General features: G+C 62.7%; 19 protein-coding genes. 15 read left to right on the forward strand and 4 right to left on the reverse strand.

What is annotated here, in order from left to right:
* Window positions 1-89: 89 nt before the first annotated feature.
* The 15 genes from AC5STB_RS01685 to AC5STB_RS01755 all read left to right on the forward strand — a co-directional run bounded on the left by AC5STB_RS01685 (window position 90) and on the right by AC5STB_RS01755 (window position 15,449).
* Complete coding sequence (locus AC5STB_RS01685; protein ID WP_495441246.1) at window positions 90-266, forward strand: Flp family type IVb pilin; 177 nt, start codon at window positions 90-92, stop codon at window positions 264-266.
* Window positions 267-375: 109 nt separating this feature from the next.
* Window positions 376-1,233 (forward strand): Flp pilus assembly protein CpaB, encoded by an 858-nt coding sequence (gene cpaB / locus AC5STB_RS01690; RefSeq protein WP_495441248.1) that lies wholly within the window; start codon window positions 376-378, stop codon window positions 1,231-1,233.
* Window positions 1,234-1,447: 214 nt separating this feature from the next.
* Window positions 1,448-2,854, forward strand: a complete 1,407-nt coding sequence (locus AC5STB_RS01695; protein WP_495441249.1) for a type II and III secretion system protein family protein — start codon at window positions 1,448-1,450, stop codon at window positions 2,852-2,854.
* 15 nt (window positions 2,855-2,869) lie between these two features.
* Window positions 2,870-3,499: an OmpA family protein gene (locus AC5STB_RS01700; RefSeq protein ID WP_495441251.1), complete on the forward strand. Its 630-nt coding sequence runs from the start codon at window positions 2,870-2,872 to the stop codon at window positions 3,497-3,499.
* A 153-nt stretch (window positions 3,500-3,652) separates the two neighbouring features.
* Window positions 3,653-4,882, forward strand: coding sequence for a CpaE/TadZ family protein (locus AC5STB_RS01705; protein WP_495441252.1), 1,230 nt, complete (start codon window positions 3,653-3,655; stop codon window positions 4,880-4,882).
* A gap of 24 nt (window positions 4,883-4,906) precedes the next feature.
* Window positions 4,907-6,349 carry a TadA family conjugal transfer-associated ATPase gene (locus AC5STB_RS01710; protein ID WP_495441254.1) on the forward strand — a complete coding sequence of 481 codons (1,443 nt, stop codon included), beginning with the start codon at window positions 4,907-4,909 and terminating at the stop codon, window positions 6,347-6,349.
* Window positions 6,349-7,317, forward strand: a complete 969-nt coding sequence (locus AC5STB_RS01715; protein ID WP_495441255.1) for a type II secretion system F family protein — start codon at window positions 6,349-6,351, stop codon at window positions 7,315-7,317. The genes AC5STB_RS01710 and AC5STB_RS01715 overlap by 1 nt, the downstream gene beginning before the upstream one ends.
* Window positions 7,318-7,327: 10 nt before the next feature.
* Window positions 7,328-8,311: a type II secretion system F family protein gene (locus AC5STB_RS01720; protein WP_495441256.1), complete on the forward strand. Its 984-nt coding sequence runs from the start codon at window positions 7,328-7,330 to the stop codon at window positions 8,309-8,311.
* A complete protein-coding gene (locus AC5STB_RS01725; RefSeq protein ID WP_495441257.1) occupies window positions 8,311-8,901 on the forward strand; it encodes a tetratricopeptide repeat protein in 591 nt (196 codons plus the stop codon). The genes AC5STB_RS01720 and AC5STB_RS01725 overlap by 1 nt, the downstream gene beginning before the upstream one ends.
* 30 nt (window positions 8,902-8,931) lie before the next feature.
* Window positions 8,932-9,780 (forward strand): tetratricopeptide repeat protein, encoded by an 849-nt coding sequence (locus AC5STB_RS01730; protein ID WP_495441258.1) that lies wholly within the window; start codon window positions 8,932-8,934, stop codon window positions 9,778-9,780.
* A gap of 3 nt (window positions 9,781-9,783) precedes the next feature.
* Complete coding sequence (locus AC5STB_RS01735) at window positions 9,784-10,281, forward strand: prepilin peptidase (RefSeq protein ID WP_495441259.1); 498 nt, start codon at window positions 9,784-9,786, stop codon at window positions 10,279-10,281.
* A 180-nt stretch (window positions 10,282-10,461) separates the two neighbouring features.
* Window positions 10,462-11,769, forward strand: coding sequence for a DUF8689 domain-containing protein (locus tag AC5STB_RS01740; RefSeq protein WP_495441260.1), 1,308 nt, complete (start codon window positions 10,462-10,464; stop codon window positions 11,767-11,769).
* A 92-nt stretch (window positions 11,770-11,861) separates the two neighbouring features.
* Complete coding sequence (locus tag AC5STB_RS01745) at window positions 11,862-14,279, forward strand: ligase-associated DNA damage response DEXH box helicase (protein WP_495441261.1); 2,418 nt, start codon at window positions 11,862-11,864, stop codon at window positions 14,277-14,279.
* Window positions 14,280-14,316: 37 nt separating this feature from the next.
* Window positions 14,317-14,967: a ligase-associated DNA damage response endonuclease PdeM gene (pdeM, locus tag AC5STB_RS01750; RefSeq protein ID WP_495441262.1), complete on the forward strand. Its 651-nt coding sequence runs from the start codon at window positions 14,317-14,319 to the stop codon at window positions 14,965-14,967.
* A 74-nt stretch (window positions 14,968-15,041) separates the two neighbouring features.
* Window positions 15,042-15,449, forward strand: a complete 408-nt coding sequence (locus AC5STB_RS01755; RefSeq protein ID WP_495441263.1) for a PaaI family thioesterase — start codon at window positions 15,042-15,044, stop codon at window positions 15,447-15,449.
* Between the two features lie 61 nt (window positions 15,450-15,510).
* Here AC5STB_RS01755 and folD read toward each other — a convergent pair whose 3' ends face one another.
* The 4 genes from folD to AC5STB_RS01775 form a co-directional block, all read right to left on the reverse strand.
* Window positions 15,511-16,428, reverse strand: a complete 918-nt coding sequence (folD, locus tag AC5STB_RS01760; RefSeq protein ID WP_495441264.1) for a bifunctional methylenetetrahydrofolate dehydrogenase/methenyltetrahydrofolate cyclohydrolase FolD — start codon at window positions 16,426-16,428, stop codon at window positions 15,511-15,513.
* Between the two features lie 37 nt (window positions 16,429-16,465).
* Complete coding sequence (locus AC5STB_RS01765; protein ID WP_495441265.1) at window positions 16,466-16,771, reverse strand: chorismate mutase; 306 nt, start codon at window positions 16,769-16,771, stop codon at window positions 16,466-16,468.
* Window positions 16,772-16,830: 59 nt separating this feature from the next.
* Window positions 16,831-18,507, reverse strand: a complete 1,677-nt coding sequence (locus tag AC5STB_RS01770) for a formate--tetrahydrofolate ligase (protein ID WP_495441266.1) — start codon at window positions 18,505-18,507, stop codon at window positions 16,831-16,833.
* 187 nt (window positions 18,508-18,694) lie between these two features.
* Complete coding sequence (locus AC5STB_RS01775; RefSeq protein ID WP_495441267.1) at window positions 18,695-19,270, reverse strand: MOSC domain-containing protein; 576 nt, start codon at window positions 19,268-19,270, stop codon at window positions 18,695-18,697.
* Window positions 19,271-19,397 lie beyond the last annotated feature (127 nt).

The following is a 19,397-nucleotide window of genomic DNA, read 5'->3' on the forward strand; positions in this document are numbered from 1 at the left end:
CTGACCTAACGGTCTGAATGAGCGGGGGCCGCGTCCTGAAACCGGGACGCGGCCCTCATGCTGAAATCTTAGCGACAAGAGGTTCCGATATGCCGTTGTTAAAAAGATTCCGCACAAGCGAGGATGGTGCCGTAACTGTCGACTGGGTAATCCTGACTGCTGTTGTGGTCGGCCTGGTTGCCGCAGGCACCCTAGCCGTCACCGGCGGAACCGGGGATCTAGCCGAAGATGTCGGCAGCTACCTGGACTCGATCACAGTCGGATAACCCCGCCGCGCTGCTGAGCTCTGCCCGATGAGGCAAAGACTCTAGCGGCGCCTAGTATGCAACTGCCCCCCCCTTAAAAGGAGCGGCCGGCAGCCATGGAGGTAACACAATGCGTGCAGTTTTCGGACTTGTGCTGATTGTCGGTGTCGCCCTTGCCGGCGGTGCCGTCCTGATGGCCAAGAATTATATCTCAGCCTACCAGAATGAACTGGCGCGTGAACGCGCCGCCCGTGCAGAGGCCGTGCCAACGGTGGACGTCTACGTCGCTACCAAGGCGCTGAAATACGGAGAACGGCTGGCCAAGGATGCCGTCAGAGCCGTGCGCTGGCCGCAAGATGCCATACCCGAAGGTGCGTTCACCTCTGCTGATGAGCTTTTCCCGCCCCATGCAGGCGATAAGCTACGGGTTGTGCTGCGTGCAATGGAGGCAAATGAAGCCCTCATGGCGGTCAAGCTCACCGCCCCCGGCGAGGATGCCGGCATTACCTCGCGCCTGGAGCGCGGTATGCGCGCCTTCGCGATCAAGGTTGACGTCTCTTCCGGGGTTTCCGGGTTTCTGCGGCCCGGCGACAAGGTCGATGTCTACTGGACCGGCTTGATCCCGGGTGCTGGCGGCGAGCGCGGCGAAGCGACCCGGCTGATTGACACCAATGTAGAACTGGTGGCCGTGGATCAAAGTGCCGGCGGCGACATCAATGAGGCCGTCATCGCACGCACCGTTACCGTGGCAGCGCGCCCTGAGCAGGTGGCCGCCCTGGCCCAGGCGCAGAGCACTGGGAGGCTGTCCTTGGCTCTGGTCGGCGCGGGAGACGACACCATTGCCTCCTTTGTCGAAGTGGACCAGCGCAAGCTTCTTGGCCTTGGCGCCCTGGAGGTGCCGCAAGAGGTGGAGGAGGAAAAAGTCTGCACAATTCGCACCCGCCGCGGTGCCGAAGTGGTGGCCATTCCGATCCCCTGCACCAACTGAATTATTCTTACTGCACAGTTTGTTACCCGAAACAGCCGCACCTTCCACCCGAAGGGCGGCTGCTTTGCCTGTTGCCAAGGCCCCACAATCGCCATGCGTAAGGAATAGCTCCGAAGCCATTGATTCTTGCAATAATTCGGCAACTGCACCAGAGTGCGGGCAAGAGCGGGCACAAAGACCCGGATATAGAGGCGTGATCGGAAAGGCAGGTCACATGGCAATTCGACGGTTCGTGGCGGCGGCCCTGATGGGTCTATCGCTTTTTGGCATTCCTGATGCAGATGGGGCATCGGCGCAGTCTCTGCGGGTGGTGAAAAAGGGTACAGCGGCAACGCTGGATGTGCCGATGAACCGCGCAGTCGTTGTAGAAAGCGAAACTCCCTTTGCGGAGCTCAGCATCGCAAATCCCAGCATCGCGGACATTTCCTCTCTGTCCGACCGCACAATCTATGTGCTGGGTAAGTCACCGGGCCTGACCACACTGACACTGCTCGACGGTTCCGGCCGCCTGATCACCAACGTTGATGTCCGGGTCGCCGCAGATGTCACCGAATTCAAGCAGCGCCTGGGCCAGATTCTGCCAAACGAGAAAATCGAAGTGCGCACCGCAAATGACGGCATCGTGCTGTCTGGCACCGTGTCCAGCTCCGCCCGCCTGCAGCGGGCACTGGACCTGGCAGAGCGTTACGCGCCGGAGCGGGTCAGCAACCTGATGTCAGTCGGCGGCGTGCAGCAAGTGATGCTCAAGGTCCGCTTTGCTGAAATGCAGCGCTCGGTGTCAAAATCGCTGAGCGCCTCGCTGGGCTTCAACGGCGGCACCGGCAACGGCCGCACCGGCGGTTACAATACACTGAACACCGCTGGCTCGCTGGCCAACTCGCTGGCCGGCAACATCCCGGCCGCCAACGAAAACACCGGCGCCTTCCTGTTCGGCTTCAATGCAGGCTCTGTCCAGGTCAGCCTGCTTCTGGAAGCACTTGAGCAAAAGGGTGTGGTCCGCACACTGGCAGAACCCAACCTCTCAGCCCTGTCGGGACAAGAGGCCAAATTCCTGGCTGGCGGCGAATACCCGGTGCCGGTGGCGCAGGAAGATGGCGTGATCACCATTGAATTCAAGCCTTTCGGGATCGAACTGAACTTCATCCCGCGGGTGGTCGACGGCGACCTGATCAATCTCGAACTGAACGCCGCCGTTTCGGCCATCGACCCGGCAAACTCGCTGGAACTGGGCGGCCTGACCATCGACGCCTTTACCCGCCGCGAGACCTCCACCACCGTGGAAATGCGCGACGGCGAAAGCTTTGCCATTGCCGGCCTTATCCGCGACGAGTTCCTCGACAATTCCTCGCAGCTGCCCTGGCTGGGCGACGTGCCGGTGCTGGGCGCGCTGTTCCGCAGCGCCGACTACCAGCGCGAGCAGACTGAACTGGTGATCATCGTCAGCGCCCATCTTGTCACACCGACCCGCGGCGAAGCGCTGACCCTGCCGACCGACCGCGTGGCACCGCCGAGCGAGAAGGACCTGTTCCTGTTCGGGCGCACCTCCCGTACCAAGACCGGCCCCGCAGCTGAGGTGGCCAAGCAAGATTTCAACGGCTCTTACGGCTACGTGCTGGACTGATAAGGAGTGGCACACATGATTAGAACCGCTGCATTTCTTGGCCTTATCCTGACCGTGGCAGCCTGCGAGCAGGAAGCGGGCAACGAACTCAACCGCCGCAGCAACTTTGGCGATGCCACAGTCAGCAATGCCGCCGTGATGAGCGGCGAGCGCAGTTTTGCTATCCAGCTGGCGACCCGGTTCGCCAAGGAAGTGCCCACCACCATCAATTTCGACTTTGACAGCGTACGGCTGGATCAGTCCGCCCGCGCGGTGCTGGATCGGCAGGCGCATTGGATCAAGCAGTTCCCCGAGGTGCGTTTCCGTGTCTTCGGCCACACTGACGCAGTCGGCAGCAACGCTTACAACAATACTCTCGGCCTGCGCCGGGCCCGTGCGGCGGTGAATTACCTGGTGTCCCGCGGCATCAGCCGCGGCCGCCTGGAGGCCGTGATTTCGCAGGGCGAAACCCAGCCGCTGGTCCCGACCCCGGAACGCGAACGCCGCAACCGCCGCACGGTCACAGAGGTGAGCGGTTTCCTCAAGCGTCATCCAACGTTGCTGGACGGCAAATACGCCAAGATCATTTACCGCGAGTATCTGGAAAGCGCCGTTCCGGGCACCACCCTGACTGCGCAGAAATCGCTAGAGCGCACTCTGGAATAGGCCGGACACCCTTTCAGCGGTTACGAAGTAGTAACAATTCCCCATATTTGGGGATTTTTGGCCCCAATATCGCCTAGATTGCCGCCGACATTGTTTCCAAGAGGCGGACTGTGCCCAAAGCCCGGTCCGCCCCAGTGAACAAGGATGATGGCGATGAGCAGCGGTATGCCGCAAACAGAGACACCTGCGATTGTTGCCTGCACGGTCAGCCGCGACGTGCAGAATTTCGACCTTCTGATCGAAGACATGGAAGCCGCATTGGGCGAGGCCTGGGGTGATCTGGGCTTTGCCGAGGCGCTGGCCTTCTTCAGCCAGGCAGAGGCGGAACCGTTGCAGTTTATTGCCCTGGCCATCGACAGCGCCGACGAAGACGATCTGCCGCTGATGGGCGAAGTCATCGCTCAGGCCAAGGCCCGGGGCATCAAGGTGATCCTGATTGCAGAGGATGTGACCCCGGCAGCGCTGCATACGCTGCTGCGTCAGGGCGCCGATGAATTCGTCCCCTACCCTCTTCCGGAACAGGAACTGCAGGCTGCAATCGAACGGCTGCAGGCGCCCGCCCCCGCAGTGCCGCAGAACCCGCACCAGCTGCAATCCGGCAGCCAGCGAGAAGGAGCGGTTATTGTCTGCCACGGGCTGGCCGGCGGCACTGGGTCGACCACCATGGCAGTCAACCTCGCCTGGGAGCTTGCGGCGCTCAGCGAACAGGAGGAGCCAAGCGTCTGCCTTTTGGACCTGGATCTCCAATCTGGCTCGGTGGCAACATATCTCGATCTGCCCCGCCGCGAGGTGGTGATGGAAATGCTCAGCGAACCTGAAACCGTGGACGAAGATCTGTTCGGCCAGGCCCTGCTGCCGTTCCAAGAGAAACTGCAAGTGCTGACCGCACCGTCGGAAATGGTGCCGCTGGACCTGCTGTCCCCTGAAGACATCGCCAAGGTGATCGGGCTTGCCCGCAGCCATTTCGATTTCGTTGTTATCGACATGCCGCATACTCTGGTGCAGTGGACCGAGACCGTGCTGAACATGGCGCATGTCTATTTCGCCATGATCGAACTGGACATGCGCTCTGCCCAGAACGCGCTGCGGATGAAGCGTGCGCTGCAGTCAGAGGATCTGCCATTCGAAAAACTGCGCTTTGCGCTGAACCGGGCCCCGAAGTTTACGGACTTGACCGGCAAAAGCCGCGTCAAACGCATGGCAGAATCGCTGGGTATCTCAATCGACCTGCAACTGCCCGATGGCGGCAAGCAGATCTTGCAATGCTGCGACCACGGCCTGCCGCTGGCGGTCTCCGCCGCAAAGAATCCCTTGCGCAAGGAAATCGCCAAGCTCGCAGCCTCGCTGCACGAACTGGGCCGCAGAGAAGCAGAAGCCGCCTGAGCGGTCTGAATTAGGGGTGAGTTGATGTTTTCCAAGTACAAGAAACAGGCCGCGAAGCCCATTGCGCCGGTAGCGGAACCGGCCGCCGCATCGGCGACAGCTGCTGCTGCCAAGCCCGCAACCAGCCTGCGGCGTCCGGTCCAGCGCAAGCCCGCCGAGGCACAGCCAGCTGACAAGGAGCGCAAACGCAAGGAACGGCTCAGCGAAATCAAGATCCAGCTGCACCGCGAGCTTCTGGAAAACCTGAACCTTGCTGCCCTGGAACGTGCAGGCGAGTCCGAACTGCGCTCCGAGATCGCCAACATCGCGACGGAAATCCTGGCTGAAAAAAGCATTGTCCTGAACCGCGAAGACCGGCAGCAGCTGAACAAGGAACTCTATGACGAGGTCACCGGTCTCGGCCCGCTGGAAACTCTGCTGCAGGACGAGACAGTCAGCGATATCCTGGTCAATGGCCCGCATCAGGTCTTTGTCGAGCGCAGCGGCAAACTGCAGCTCTCCGATATTTCATTCAAGGATGAGAAGCATCTGATGCGGATCATCGACAAGATCGTGTCTGCCGTGGGACGCCGGGTCGATGAATCCAACCCCTATGTCGATGCCCGCCTGGCTGACGGCTCCCGCTTCAACGCGATGGTGCCGCCGGTTGCGGTGGACGGCTCGCTGGTGTCGATCCGGAAGTTCAAGAAGGACAAGCTGGGTATTGACGATCTGGTGGAGTTCGGCGCCTTTACTGAGGAAATGGCAGCCTATCTGCAGGCCGCGGTTTCCACCCGTCTCAATGTGATCGTCTCCGGCGGTACCGGCTCCGGTAAGACCACCACGCTGAACGCGCTGTCGTCGTTCATCGACAACGCAGAACGTATCCTCACCATCGAAGACACGGCGGAACTTCAGCTGCAGCAGACCCATGTGGGCCGGATGGAAAGCCGCCCGCCCAACGTGGAAGGCAAGGGCGAGGTCAGCCCCCGCGACTGCCTGAAAAACGCCCTGCGGATGCGCCCCGACCGCATCATCGTCGGCGAGACCCGCGGCGAGGAAGTGATCGACATGCTGCAGGCCATGAACACCGGCCACGACGGATCGATGACCACCATTCACGCCAACTCCGCCCGCGACGGCATCTCGCGCCTGGAGAACATGATCGCCATGGCCGGCATTGAAATGCCGATCAAGGCGGTGCGCAGCCAAATCGCATCGGCTGTGAACCTGATCGTGCAGGCCTCCCGCCTGCAGGACGGCTCGCGCCGCATGACCTCGATCACCGAAATCACCGGCATGGAAGGTGACGTGATCTCGATGCAGGAAATCTTCCGTTTCCAGCGGGTCGGCCTGACCCCGGACAACAAGATCATCGGCCATTTCACCGCGACCGGCGTGCGCAGCCACTTCTCTGAGCGCTTCCGCCTCTGGGGCTACGACCTGCCGCCGTCGATCTATGAACCCACCGTGATGGAGCCGCGCTGATGGAACTGAGTGCAGAACCGCTTATCTATGGCGCGATTTTCTTTGGCGTCCTGGCCCTGATTGAAGGCCTGTACCTGTTCATCTTTGGCAAATCCATCAGCCTCAACAGCAAGGTGAACCGCCGGCTGGAAATGATGGAGAAGGGCAGCGACCGCCAGCAAGTGCTGGAGCAGCTGCGCAAGGAACTGGGCCAGCACACCAGATCGCAATCGATTCCGCTGTATTCTTTGCTGTCGGAACGGGCGCAGAAGGCTGCCATTGCCTTCTCTCCCAAACAGCTGATCCTGATCATGGCCGGTTTGGCCGCCGTTGCCTTTGCCGGGCTCAGTATCGGTACCTCAACACCGCTGCCGGTCCGCGTACTGGGTTCCATCATCATCGGCGTCGGCGCGGTGTTCTTTTGGGTCAACAAGAAAGCCGCCAAACGGATGGCAATGATCGAGGAGCAGCTTCCCGACGCGGTTGAACTGATGGTGCGCTCATTGCGCGTCGGCCACCCCTTCACCGCAGCCGTTCAAATCGTCGCCAATGAGGTCGACGACCCGCTGGCGACCGAGTTCGGCATTATCTCCGACGAATGCGCCTATGGCCGCGATGTCGGCGAAGCGCTCAAGGAAATGGCTGAGCGTTTGGACATGCAGGATATGCGGTTTCTCGCGGTTGCCGTGACCATCCAGCAGCAGTCGGGCGGCAACCTGGCCGAAGTTCTGGCCGGTCTTGCCAAGGTGATCCGCGCCCGCTTCCGCCTGTTCCGCCGGGTTAAGGCGATCACCGCGGAGGCGCAATGGTCGGGAAAATTTCTGTCCGGCTTCCCGCTGTTCTGCCTGGTCGCGATCCTGCTCAAGGACCCCAACTATTACGACAACGTGCTGGATCACCCCTGGTTTATCCCGGCCTGTTTCGGCGTCGGGCTGATGCTGACCGCAAACCTGTTCGTCATGCGGATGCTGACCAACATCAAAGTCTAAGGAGTGGACTGTGGATTTTGTGACTGGAATAAACGATTTCCTGACATCTCAGTTCGGAGAGCTCGGCCCGCTCCTGGCGCTTGGCATTACGGGATTGTTCATGATCCTGCTGACCGTTCCGCTGTTGCTGAACCAGCGCGAGGACCCGCTGAAGAAGCTGCAAAAGAACATCAGGCCCGACACCCGCGGCGCACCCAAAAAGGAGCGTCTGCGCCAGGCCAACCGTAACGAGCAGCTGCAGAAGTTTGCCAACTTCCTGGAACCGCAGGATGCCGAAGAACTGTCGGCCATGGAGCTGAAGCTGCGCCAGGCGGGCTACCACTCCAAGGACTCGGTGCGGCTGTTTCACTTTGCCCAGTTCGCCCTTGGCATCCTGGGTCTCCTGGGCGGGCTGTTCTTTGTCTACGTGCTGAACGCGGACATGGACTATGACAGCCAGCAGATGGCGATCCGCATCATTGGCCCAGGTGCTGCCGGTTACATGCTGCCGAAATACTGGATCACCCGCCGTATTGAGGAGCGCAAGCAAAAGCTCACCGAAGGTTTCCCGGACTCGCTCGATATGATGCTGGTCTGCGTCGAGGCCGGCCAGTCGCTGGACCAGGCCATTGTCCGCGTGGCCAAGGAGCTTCATGCTTCGTTCCCGGATTTGGCCTCTGAATTCGAAATGGTCGCCTATGAAATGAAAGCAGGTAAGGAAAAGGACAAGGTGCTGCGCGACATGGCCACGCGATGCGGTGTGCAGGACATCTCTTCCTTTGTGACTGTGATGATCCAGTCCGCCAGCTTCGGCACCTCGATTGCCGACGCGCTGCGGGTTTATGCTGCCGAAATGCGTGACAAACGTGTGATGCGTGCGGAAGAGGCCGCAAACAAGTTGCCGGTGAAGATGACACTTGCCACAATGGGGCTGACAGTTCCGCCCTTGCTGATCATCCTTGTTGGTCCATCGGTGCAGGGCGTCATGAATATGGGCAACTCAGGACCCCAGTAATGGCCAAAACGCATCGGGCGCGCCGCGCCCGCCTGCTGCAGATGACAGTTGCCGCCAGCGCCCTTGCGCTGGCGGCAGCATGTTCGCCGGGCGGCATAAATCAGGACAAGGGAAGCCCCTGGGCTCCTGGAGAGAACCACCGTCAGCAAGCCGAGGACGGTTTGGAAGTCGGCCACAGGCTGATGGCAGCCGGCGAGCATGAGCTGGCACTGGAAGCCTTCACCCGGGCGGCGCTGGATCGCGGCCTGACGGCTGAGGTGCTGTCCGGCATGGGCAGCGCCAAACTGGGTCTCAGGCGGCTGGGCCAGGCTGAAGACCTGCTGCGCCGGGCGGTGGACGCCGATCCGGCCTGGCCGGAACCGATGAACAATCTGGGCGTCGCGCTGCTGGAACGCGGCAAGACCGCCGAAGCGGTGCAGGTGCTCCGGCGCGCCTATGCGCTTGACAATGGCGAAAGTGACGCAATCCGCGATAATTTGCGCCTGGCCCTCGCAAAACTTGAAAATCCTGCGCATAGTGAGCCTCAAAAAGAAGACTATAAATTGGTGCGGCAGGGCGGCGGCAGCTACCTGATTCGCCAAGCACCATGACAGAGGCAGAGCAGTAAAAGGGACGCAAAAATGCGCCAGCAGTTATTCCTATCCGCTTCTCTGGCAGGGGCGCTGGTCCTCTCGGCCTGCGCGGAGAAAGCCGACGAAACCGTTGAGCGGGCTTTTCAGGAAGTGAATGTCATCGACGAGAGCAATCTCAACGATGTTATGCTGTCCGTCGCCGACCCGAATGAGGCGGTGGCCCATTTCCAGCGGACGATCAAGAACAGCCCGAACCGGATCGAACTGCACCGCGGTCTGGCACATTCTCTGATCCGCGCCAAGCGCAACACCGAAGGCACCGCAGCCTGGAAGAAAGTGGTGTCGATGAAAGGCGCAACCAGCGGGGACCGGGTCCAATTGGCTGGTGCCTTGGTGCGCAGCGGCGAATGGGATGCGGCCAAAGCCGAGCTGGATCAGGTTCCACCCACCCACGAAACCTACGAGCGCTACCGGATGGAAGCCGTGGTGGCTGACGCAGGCAAGGACTGGAAACGCGCCGACAGTTTCTATGAGATCGCGGTGGGGCTGACCACCCGTCCGGCCAAGGTGATGAACAACTGGGGCTATTCCAAGCTGACGCGCGGCGACTTCGCCGGTGCCGAACGGCTGTTCGGCGAGGCGATCCGGCAGGATCAGACCCTGTTCACCGCCAAGAACAACCTCGTCCTGGCCCGCGGCGCGCAGCGCACCTACACCCTGCCGGTGATCCCGATGGAACAGACCGAGCGCGCGCTGCTGCTGCACACGCTGGCGCTGTCGGCAATCAAGCAGGGGGACGTGAAAACCGGCGAGGGCCTCCTGCGCGAAGCGATCGAAACCCATCCGCAGCACTTCGAAGAAGCCTCGCGGTCGCTGGCAGCGCTGGAGAACGGTTGAGCCATGCACTTCCCGGCCCATGCAGCCCAGTGGTTCCTGCCTTTTGTGCTGCCGCTTTGCTACACGGTGGCGCTGACTGATCTGCGCGGCATGCGCATTCCCAACTGGACAGTTGATCTGCTGGCGGTGATCTATGTCGCCGCCGGGGCGCTGGTGATGCCCAGCTGGGCCGACTACGGCTGGCACTTGCTGCATTTGCCGGTTGGTATCGGCCTTGGCTTCTTGTTCTACTCCGCTGGTGCGGTTGGCGCTGGCGACGCCAAATTCGCAGGCGCCGCCGCGCCGTTCTTTGCGATTGGCGATCTGCGGCTTTTGATGATTATCTTCGCTGCAACCCTGCTGGCCGGTTTTACCGCCCACCGGATCGCCAAGCACACCCCCCTGCGGCAGCTGGCCCCCCAGTGGCAAAGCTGGGAAACCGGCAAGAGCTTTCCCATGGGCCTGTGCCTGGGCGCCACGCTGGCACTCTATCTGGCTCTGGCGGCGCTGTTCGGCAGCTAGGCGGACGGCCCGGCGCCGCCCGCGCGGCGGCACCGGTTGCTTAATTTGAAACCTGTTTTCCAGCCGCCTTCGCGGAATTGCTGCAGCTCTGCCCCGCTGTTGCCACAGTCCTGAATAGTCTGTTTCCAAGACCGCCCCGCGCGCCGGGGCCAGAATTGGAACTCAGGGACAGGCATCGCCATGAACATGCAGAACCTCACCGTTGTAGCTCCCCCCGCCCCCAAGGGGCTGGAACAGATGCAGCTGCCGCAGGTGATGATGCGGGACATTCTGCTCAAGACCATCTTCCGCAAGAACGTGGAAAATGTGACCGAGATCGCCGAAGCCATCTGCCTGCCCTCCTCCGTCACCCAAGAGCTGGTGGACATCGCCCGGGAGCAGCGGCTGCTGGAAGCCACCGGCACACTGAACGCCAACAGCGGCAACGAGATGGGCTACCAGCTGACCGACGCGGGCAAGGCGCGGGCGCTGGATGCGCTCAGCCAGTCGGAATACTTCGGCGCCATGCCGGTGCCGCTGACAGTCTACCGGGAGCAGGTCAAGCGCCAGTCGATCCGCAACATCCAGGTGACCCGGGACCAGCTGACCAATGCGATGGGTCATCTGGTGCTGCCGAACAGCCTGCTGGATCACCTTGGCCCCGCCGTCAGCGCCGGCCGCTCCATTCTGATGTACGGTCCGCCGGGCAATGGTAAATCCTCGATCTCCAACGGTATCCGCGACGCGCTGGGGGATCATGTTTATGTGCCGCGCGCCATCGAATACGCAGGACAGGTGATCACGGTCTACGACCCGATCGTGCACACCGAGGTTGAACAGGAGCCGGAAGACCCCAACGCCCTGCGCCGCCGCCGCCGCTTTGACGAGCGCTACGTGATGTGCGAGCGCCCCACCGTGATCACCGGCGGCGAGCTGTCGCTGGAAATGCTGGACCTGGTCTATAACCCGACTGCGCGCACCTATCAGGCACCGCTGCAGCTGAAATCCACCGGCGGCATCTTCATCGTCGACGACCTTGGCCGCCAGGCGGAGCCGCCGCAGGCGCTGGTCAACCGCTGGATCGTGCCGCTGGAAGAAAGCAAGGACATTCTGGCGCTGCAATCGGGCGAGAAATTCGAGGTCCCCTTCGACACGCTGGTGATTTTCTCCACCAACTTCCACCCGAATGAGATCTTTGACCAGGCGGCGCTGCGCCGGATCTTCTACAAGATTAAGATCGACGGGCCGAACCAGGAAAATTTCCTCAAGATCTTTGCCATGGTCGCCCGCAAAAAAGGCATGCCGCTGGACGAGGCCGCGCTGGTGCATCTGCTGAAGAAGAAATATCCGACGATCAACAACATCTACGCCAACTACCAGCCGGTGTTCCTGATCGACCAGATGATCTCCATCTGCGAGTTCGAAGGCATCCCCTACCAGATGTCACCAGAGCTGATCGACCGCGCCTGGGCGAACATGTTCGTCAAGGACGAGCACATCGTGAAGTGACACCGGGACCGGGCGCGGCGGCGGCAAGAGCTTTTTTAAAACTCTTGCCAAAACTTTTCGAAAAGTTCTGGGCCTTCCCCTAAAAGGAATGGATGAGCGAACTTCCAAAGGCCATCCAAGACTGGTTTTCAGCCCGCGGCTGGAGCATCCACCCGCACCAGCAGGCCATGCTGGACCGCGCCGCGGCCCCCTGCACGCTGCTGATCGCTCCTACCGGCGGCGGCAAGACGATGGCCGGCTTTCTACCGACCCTTGCGGAACTGGCCGACGGCAGCCACGAAGGACTGCACACGCTCTACATTTCCCCGCTCAAAGCATTGGCCGCCGACATCAAGCGCAACCTGCGCACCCCGGTCGAGGAAACCGGCCTGCCCATCCGCATTGATGACCGCACCGGCGACACCCCTGCCTCCCGCAAGAGGCGCCAGCGCGCCGACCCGCCGCATATCCTGCTGACCACACCTGAAAGCCTGGCGCTGCTCACCTCCTACGAAGACGCCGCCCGCACCTTCAAGGGGTTGAAACGGGTGGTGGTTGACGAAATCCACGCCCTCGCCGAAAGCAAGCGCGGCGATCAGCTGATGCTGGCGCTGGCGCGGCTGCAGACGCTGTGCCCGGACCTGCGCCGGGTGGGCCTGTCAGCCACGGTGGACGACCCGCAGGCCATCGCCTGCTACCTCGCCCGCCACCCGGACCCCTGCGATATCGTGCTGGCCGACCCCGGCCCGGCGCCGGACATCCGCATGCTGGAAACCGAAGAGGCCCCGCCCTGGGCCGGCGGCGGCGCGGCTTATGCGATCCCGGCGGTGATGGAGCAGATCAAGGCGCACAAGACCACGCTGATATTCCACAACACCCGCGCCCAGGCAGAGATCTTCTTTCACAACCTCTGGCTCGCCAATGACGAGGCCTTGCCTATCGGCATCCACCACGGCTCTCTCGACCGGGTCCAGCGTGAACGGGTGGAGGCGGCGATGGTCCGGGGAGAGCTGCGCGCCATCGTCTGCACCGGCTCGCTGGACCTTGGCATCGACTGGGGCGACGTGGACCTGGTAATCCAGATCGGCGCGCCGAAGAACGTGAAACGCCTGGTCCAGCGCATCGGCCGCGCCAACCACCGCTACAACGCCCCCTCCAAGGCCATCCTGGTGCCTGCCAACCGGTTCGAAGTGGTCGAATGCCGTGCCGCGCTGGAGGCCGTGCGGGAAAACGACCTGGACGGGGAGTCGCGCGGCCCCGGTCCCCGCGACGTGCTTTGCCAGCACATCCTGATCGCCGCCTGCGCAGGCCCCTTCGACGCAGACAAACTCTATGCCGAGATGACCCAGGCCGGTGCCTACGCCGCACTCCCCCGCTCCGAATTCGATGCCTGCCTCAACTTCTGTGCAACCGGGGGCTACGCGCTCAAGGCCTACGACCAATGGCAGCGCCTGCTGCAGCGCCCGGACGGCAAATGGCAGCTGCGCGACCCGCGCGCAGCGCAGCGCATCCGGATGAACCTTGGCACCATCCAGGACGCCGACCTGATCAAGGTCCGTCTGAAACGCAGCCGCGGCGGCAAGCCGCTGGGCGAGGTCGAAGAGGCCTTTGCCGCCACCCTCACGCCTGGCGACACCTTCCTGATCGGCGGCCAGACCGTGCGCTACGAAGGCCTGCGTGAAATGACCGTCGAGGTCAGCCGCAATCCCGGCAGGAAACCCAAGATCGCAGTGTTCTCCGGCACCAAGTTCGCCACCTCCACCCAGCTCAGCGCCCGCATCCTCGCGATGTTCAAACAGGACAGCTGGCCCACTCTGCCCCGCCACACCGCAGACTGGCTTGAGCTGCAGCGCGAAGTCTCCGAATTGCCCCGTTCGGGGAAGCTGCTGATCGAAAGCTTCCCGCACGACAACCGTGAGCACATCTGTATCTACGGCTTTGCCGGCCGCAACGCCCAGCAGACAATGGGCTTGCTGCTGACCAAGCGGATGGAGGAACTGGGGCTGGACCCTCTGGGCTTCGTTGCCACCGACTACGCCACCCTGATCTGGGGGCTGAAGGAAGTTTCCGATCCTGCCCCGCTGTTCGACCCGGCAAGCTTACGCGACGGGCTGGAGGGCTGGCTGGCCGGCAATGCAGTAATGAAACGCTCCTTCCGCGGCGCGGCCACCATCGCGGGCCTCATTCAACGCAACACGCCGGGCGCGCGCAAGAACGGGCGGCAGGCCACGTTTTCCTCCGATATCCTCTACGACACGCTCAGAAAATACGATCCGGATCACCTGCTAATGGACATAACCCGCGAAGAAGCCTTGCGCGGGCTGGTGGATTTCGGCCGCATCGAGGAGATGCTGGAACGGATCGATGGCCGCATCACCCTCCGGCGGCTGGAGCGGATCTCTCCCCTCGCCGCGCCGCTTCTGCTGGAGGTCGGCAAGGTGCCGGTCAAAGGCGCGGCGGAGGAAAAACTGCTGCAGCAGGAGGCTGCAGCGCTGATGCAGAAATCCGGCCTCGACCAACTACCGCAATAGGCCTTGCCTGTGATGCCGGGATAGATAAACCAGCAGAATGACCGGATATGACTTCACCCTCGCAGGCGCCCGCCTTACCGCCCTTGGCTCCGGCGCGCTGTGGTGGGCCGCGCACCGCCTGCTCTGCGTCTCCGACTTGCATCTCGGGAAATCCGAACGCCATGCCCGGCGCGGCGGCAGCACCCTGCCGCCCTATGAAACGCGGGACACGCTTGCCCGTCTTACGGAACTAATAACCGTCCTGCAGCCGGACACGGTGGTCTGCCTCGGCGACAGTTTTGACGATGATGCCGCCTCGCGGGCTTTGCCGGATGCGGAGCAATCCCAGCTGGCCACCCTGATGCAGAACCGCCGCTGGGTCTGGATCACGGGCAACCACGACTCGGCGCCTGCGGCTTTGGGCGGCGAGCAGATGGCAGAGCTGCATTTTGCTCCCCTCACCTTCCGCCATATCGCCGGTCCCCTGTCGGCGGCAGAAGTCTCCGGACACTACCACCCCAAGGCGCGGATCCGCAGCACCTCCCGCCCCTGTTTCCTGCTGGACCAGTCGCGGCTGATCCTGCCTGCCTTCGGCACCTATACCGGCGGGCTGCGCTCTACCGATCCCGCGCTCACGTCGCTGATGGCGCCGGACGCGCTGGCGATCCTGACCGGCCCGCAGGTGCTGCCCGTGCCAATGCCCCGCTAAGTGGCGCAGCGTCACGGCCCTGCAGCCGCCACGCCTCTTCTATGCTGGCCACCAGCAGCAGAAGGACAGCATAGATGGACCACCGCATCCGCAGCAGTTTCGCCAAGCAAAGCATGATGCAGACCCTGGGCGCCGAAGTCGAAAACGTCGCCCCCGGCGAAGTGGTGATTACCGCCCCGATCCTGCCCGGCAGCCGCCAGCAGCATGATGTGGCCCATGCCGCCCTCAGCTTTGCGATTGGCGACACAGCCGCGGGCTATGCGGCGCTTACCCTGATGCCAGAGGACAGCGAAGTGATGACGGCGGAGATGAAGATCAATCTGCTGGCCCCCGGCGCCGGTGATGTCCTGCGCGCCACCGGCAAAGTCATCAAACCCGGCCGCCGGCTGGTCATCGTCACCGCAGAGGTTCACGCAGTTACAAGAGGTGAAGAAAAGCTGGTCGCCCTCCTGCAAGGCACCATGGTGCCGGTTCAGGGCTGACAACGAACAAAGGGCGGTCCGTACGGGCCGCCCTTTTCTAAGAACTTAGTGCTATTGCGCCTCAGGCAGTCAGGCCTTCGGGCTCGGCGAGGTTGTTGGCGCGGCAGGCGGCGGTGACGGTGTTCGCGAGCAGGCAGGCGATGGTCATCGGGCCGACGCCGCCGGGGACCGGGGTGATGGCGCCGGCGCGTTCGGCGGCAGAGGCGAAGTCGACGTCGCCCACCAGCCGGGTCTTGACGCTGCCATCTTCATTGGTGCCTTTTTCGGGCGCATCGATGCGGTTGATGCCGACGTCGATGACCGTGGCGCCGTCCTTGATCCAGTCGCCCGGCACCATTTCCGGACGGCCCACGGCCGCCACCACGATGTCGGCGCGGCGCACCACATCCGGCAGATCCTTGGTGCGCGAATGCGCGATGGTCACGGTGCAGCTGTCGCCCAAGAGGAGCTGCGCCATCGGCTTGCCGACGATGTTGGAGCGGCCGATCACCACCGCGTCCATGCCCGAGAGCGACCCGTGGTGGTCGCGCAGCATCATCAGGCAGCCCAGCGGCGTGCAGGGCACCATCGATTTCTGGCCGGTGCCCAGAAGGCCGACGTTGGAGATGTGGAAGCCGTCCACGTCCTTCTCCGGCGCGATCGAGTTGATCACCAGCTCCTCGTTCATGTGCTTGGGCAGCGGCAGCTGCACCAGGATGCCATGCACCGCAGGATCGTTGTTCAGCTGCTCAACCACGGCCAGCAGGTCAGCTTCCGAGGTGTCCGCGTCCAGCTTGTGCTCATAGGAGTTCATGCCGGCCTCGACGGTGCTCTTGCCCTTGGAGCGCACATAGACCTGGGAGGCCGGGTCCTCGCCCACCAGAACCACCGCCAGGCCGGGGGTGATGTCGTGCTCTTCCTTCAGCCGCGCCACATGTTCGGCCACCTGGCCGCGCACCTTGGCCGCAAAGGCCTTGCCGTCAATCAGAGTTGCTGCCATTGCTCTCTTCCTTTTCTGCGCAGGCCAGCCGCCTGCCCTATTCCTCACGAATGACCCGCGCCTCGCGGGCAATCGACCAGTCCACCAGCTGCCGCCACAGGTGCTCGATCAGATCGGGGTCCAGCCCCTGAGCGTCCGCAGCGGCGCGGGCGTTCATGACCACTTCCTCAACCCGTTCCGGGATCCGCGCCGGCCAGCCGTTTGCCTGCTTCAGCGCAACCGCCCGGTCGATATAGCCCGCCCGGACGGCCAGAAGTTGCACCAGATCAATGTCCAGGTGGTCAATCTGGGCCCGCACCTCTGCCATCGACTGGCAGTCCTGCGGCGGTGTCAGCTTGGTCATGTCTTAAAACTCTTGCGGCCCGGGGATGCCCCCGGGCCGCAAAAAGCGCATTTTGCGTCTTAGAACAAGCCTTCGATCTGGCCGTCGTCATTCAGGCAGATGGTTTCCGCCGCCGGTTTGCGCGGCAGGCCCGGCATGGTCATGATCTCGCCGCAGACCGCAACGATGAAGCCCGCACCCGCAGACAGGCGCACTTCGCGCACCGGCACCGAGTGGCCCACCGGCGCACCGCGCAAGCTCGGATCGGTCGAGAAGGAGTACTGGGTCTTGGCCATGCAGACCGGCAGGTTGCCGTAGCCCGCGTCTTCCCATTCCTTCAGCTGATTGCGGATCTTGTTGTCCGCCAGCACCTCGTCAGCGCGGTAGATGCGCTTGGCGATGGTCTCGATCTTCTCGAACAGCGGCATCTCGTCCGGGTAGATCGGCGAGAAGTTGGCGGACCCGGCGTCGACGATCTCGACAACCTTCTCGGCCAGCGGCGCGGAGCCTTCGGAGCCCAGCTCCCAGTGGCGCGACAGCACCGCCTCGACGCCGTGGGTGGCGCAGTAGGCTTTGACGGCGTCCACTTCCGCATCGGTGTCGGTGACGAAGTGGTTGATCGCAACCACAACCGGCACGCCGAAGGATTTGACGTTCTCGATGTGGCGGCCGAGGTTGGCGCAGCCGGAGTTCACCGCGTCGACGTTCTCGGCACCCAGATCCGCCTTGGCAACGCCGCCGTTCATCTTCATCGCGCGCACGGTGGCGACCAGCACCACAGCCGACGGCGCGATGCCTGCCTTGCGGCACTTGATGTTCATGAACTTCTCGGCGCCCAGGTCGGCGCCGAAACCCGCCTCGGTCACCACATAGTCAGCGACTTTCAAGGCGGTCTTGGTGGCGATCACCGAGTTGCAGCCGTGCGCGATATTGGCAAACGGGCCGCCGTGCACAAAGGCCGGGTTGTTTTCCAGGGTCTGCACCAGGTTCGGCTGCATCGCGTCTTTCAAGAGCACGGTCATCGCGCCCTCTGCCTTGATGTCGCGGCAGTAGACCGGGGTCTTGTCGCGGCGGTAGGCCACGATGATGTCGCCCAGGCGCTTTTCCAGGTCCTTCAGATCGTTCGCAAGGCACAGGATCGCCATCACTTCGGAGGCCACGGTGATGTCAAAGCCCGCTTCGCGCGGGAAGCCGTTGGACACACCGCCCAGGGACGCGGTGATCTGGCGCAGGGCGCGGTCGTTCATGTCGACCACCCGGCGCCAGGCGACGCGGCGGATGTCGATGTCGCACTCGTTGCCCCAGTAGATGTGGTTGTCGATCATCGCCGACAGCAGCGAGTGGGCCGAGGTGATGGCGTGGAAGTCGCCGGTGAAGTGGAGGTTCATCTCCTCCATCGGCACCACTTGCGCATAGCCGCCGCCTGCAGCGCCGCCCTTCATGCCGAAGTTCGGGCCGAGGCTCGCTTCGCGGATGCAGATCATCGCGTTCTTGCCGATCCGGTTCAGGCCGTCGCCCAGGCCCACGGTGGTGGTGGTCTTGCCTTCGCCCGCAGGCGTCGGGTTGATCGCGGTCACCAGGATCAGCTTGCCGTCTTCGCGCTCCTGCACAGAGTCGATGAACCCCTGGCTCACCTTCGCCTTGTCATGGCCGTAGGGCAGCAGGTCATCGCTGGAAATCCCGATCTTCGCGCCAATCTCCTGGATCGGCTTCTTCTGCGCCTCACGCGCAATCTCGATGTCACTCTTGTAGCTCATGGCAAGGTTCCTGCTGAGTTTGCATACAATCGCCGGCATCAGATGCCGGTTTGGCGTTAGACTTAGCCAATATGCGGCAAAACACGCGCTTGATTTCCGACATTATCCTGCCCTGAAGCGGCGTGAGGTCTTTCGCAGGCCTTGCCCGGGTTCCTTAAAGGAAACCCATTTCCCGGAAAGCGGGCGCTTACGGCGCCCAGGCGCGCTGGTCGGGCACAAAAAGAGCCAACTCGCTGCCAAGAGAAAGACTGCCCGGCCGTTCCACCCAAGCGGTGATTCCCCGCCGATTCTTTGCAGCAGGCTTGAAGCGGGCGCCAAAGCCTGCGCGGTCCTTCTCGATCTCCCGGCCCGGCAGCACGCAGGGGCGGTTTTCCATGTCCACCGTCAGCGTTACCCCATCCGCCCCCTGCAGGCGCGAGGACGGCGGCACAAAGGTAAAGTCCGGGATGCCGCGCAATACAATGGTTGCGCCCAGATGCATGGGGTCGATGCGGTCCATCCCCATGTCCGCCGCGACCAGGGCAAGTTCCTCTTCCGACAGGATGGTCAGCTGGCGCACGTTGCGGATTTCGGTGCCTTCCGGATAGAGATTGCGCACCCGCACGCAGGAGGCACGGTTCACGCCTTCATGGCGTTCACCCGCAATCCCGGCAAAACCCAGGTCCAGTTGGTCTGCAGGCACCGCCTGCAAGCCGCTGTTCGCAGGCACATGGCCCAGCCACACAATCTCGCCCGTGAATTCCGTTTTCCGCAGCACCGGCATGCCCGCTCTCCCTCGCATAGCCCTTTGAAGTTGCGGCGAGCATACAGGCGGCGCGGCCTGGCACCAGTGGTGCCGGGATGCTTTATTGTGTTTCCGCTGTTCACTGCTTCAAATGAAAACCCCCGGA

The sequence above is a fragment of the Leisingera sp. CC-HEC093 genome, assembly GCF_059429195.1.

What these genes read in the sequence shown, in the direction of transcription:
- AC5STB_RS01685 (WP_495441246.1), top strand. Translation starts at nt 90, where the DNA reads ATGCCGTTGTTAAAAAGATTCCGCACAAGCGAGGATGGTGCCGTAACT.
- cpaB (WP_495441248.1), top strand. Translation starts at nt 376, where the DNA reads ATGCGTGCAGTTTTCGGACTTGTGCTGATTGTCGGTGTCGCCCTTGCC.
- AC5STB_RS01695 (WP_495441249.1), top strand. Translation starts at nt 1,448, where the DNA reads ATGGCAATTCGACGGTTCGTGGCGGCGGCCCTGATGGGTCTATCGCTT.
- AC5STB_RS01700 (WP_495441251.1), top strand. Translation starts at nt 2,870, where the DNA reads ATGATTAGAACCGCTGCATTTCTTGGCCTTATCCTGACCGTGGCAGCC.
- AC5STB_RS01705 (WP_495441252.1), top strand. Translation starts at nt 3,653, where the DNA reads ATGAGCAGCGGTATGCCGCAAACAGAGACACCTGCGATTGTTGCCTGC.
- AC5STB_RS01710 (WP_495441254.1), top strand. Translation starts at nt 4,907, where the DNA reads ATGTTTTCCAAGTACAAGAAACAGGCCGCGAAGCCCATTGCGCCGGTA.
- AC5STB_RS01715 (WP_495441255.1), top strand. Translation starts at nt 6,349, where the DNA reads ATGGAACTGAGTGCAGAACCGCTTATCTATGGCGCGATTTTCTTTGGC.
- AC5STB_RS01725 (WP_495441257.1), top strand. Translation starts at nt 8,311, where the DNA reads ATGGCCAAAACGCATCGGGCGCGCCGCGCCCGCCTGCTGCAGATGACA.
- AC5STB_RS01730 (WP_495441258.1), top strand. Translation starts at nt 8,932, where the DNA reads ATGCGCCAGCAGTTATTCCTATCCGCTTCTCTGGCAGGGGCGCTGGTC.
- AC5STB_RS01735 (WP_495441259.1), top strand. Translation starts at nt 9,784, where the DNA reads ATGCACTTCCCGGCCCATGCAGCCCAGTGGTTCCTGCCTTTTGTGCTG.
- AC5STB_RS01740 (WP_495441260.1), top strand. Translation starts at nt 10,462, where the DNA reads ATGAACATGCAGAACCTCACCGTTGTAGCTCCCCCCGCCCCCAAGGGG.
- AC5STB_RS01745 (WP_495441261.1), top strand. Translation starts at nt 11,862, where the DNA reads ATGAGCGAACTTCCAAAGGCCATCCAAGACTGGTTTTCAGCCCGCGGC.
- pdeM (WP_495441262.1), top strand. Translation starts at nt 14,317, where the DNA reads ATGACCGGATATGACTTCACCCTCGCAGGCGCCCGCCTTACCGCCCTT.
- AC5STB_RS01755 (WP_495441263.1), top strand. Translation starts at nt 15,042, where the DNA reads ATGGACCACCGCATCCGCAGCAGTTTCGCCAAGCAAAGCATGATGCAG.
- folD (WP_495441264.1), bottom strand. Translation starts at nt 16,428, where the DNA reads ATGGCAGCAACTCTGATTGACGGCAAGGCCTTTGCGGCCAAGGTGCGC.
- AC5STB_RS01765 (WP_495441265.1), bottom strand. Translation starts at nt 16,771, where the DNA reads ATGACCAAGCTGACACCGCCGCAGGACTGCCAGTCGATGGCAGAGGTG.
- AC5STB_RS01770 (WP_495441266.1), bottom strand. Translation starts at nt 18,507, where the DNA reads ATGAGCTACAAGAGTGACATCGAGATTGCGCGTGAGGCGCAGAAGAAG.
- AC5STB_RS01775 (WP_495441267.1), bottom strand. Translation starts at nt 19,270, where the DNA reads ATGCCGGTGCTGCGGAAAACGGAATTCACGGGCGAGATTGTGTGGCTG.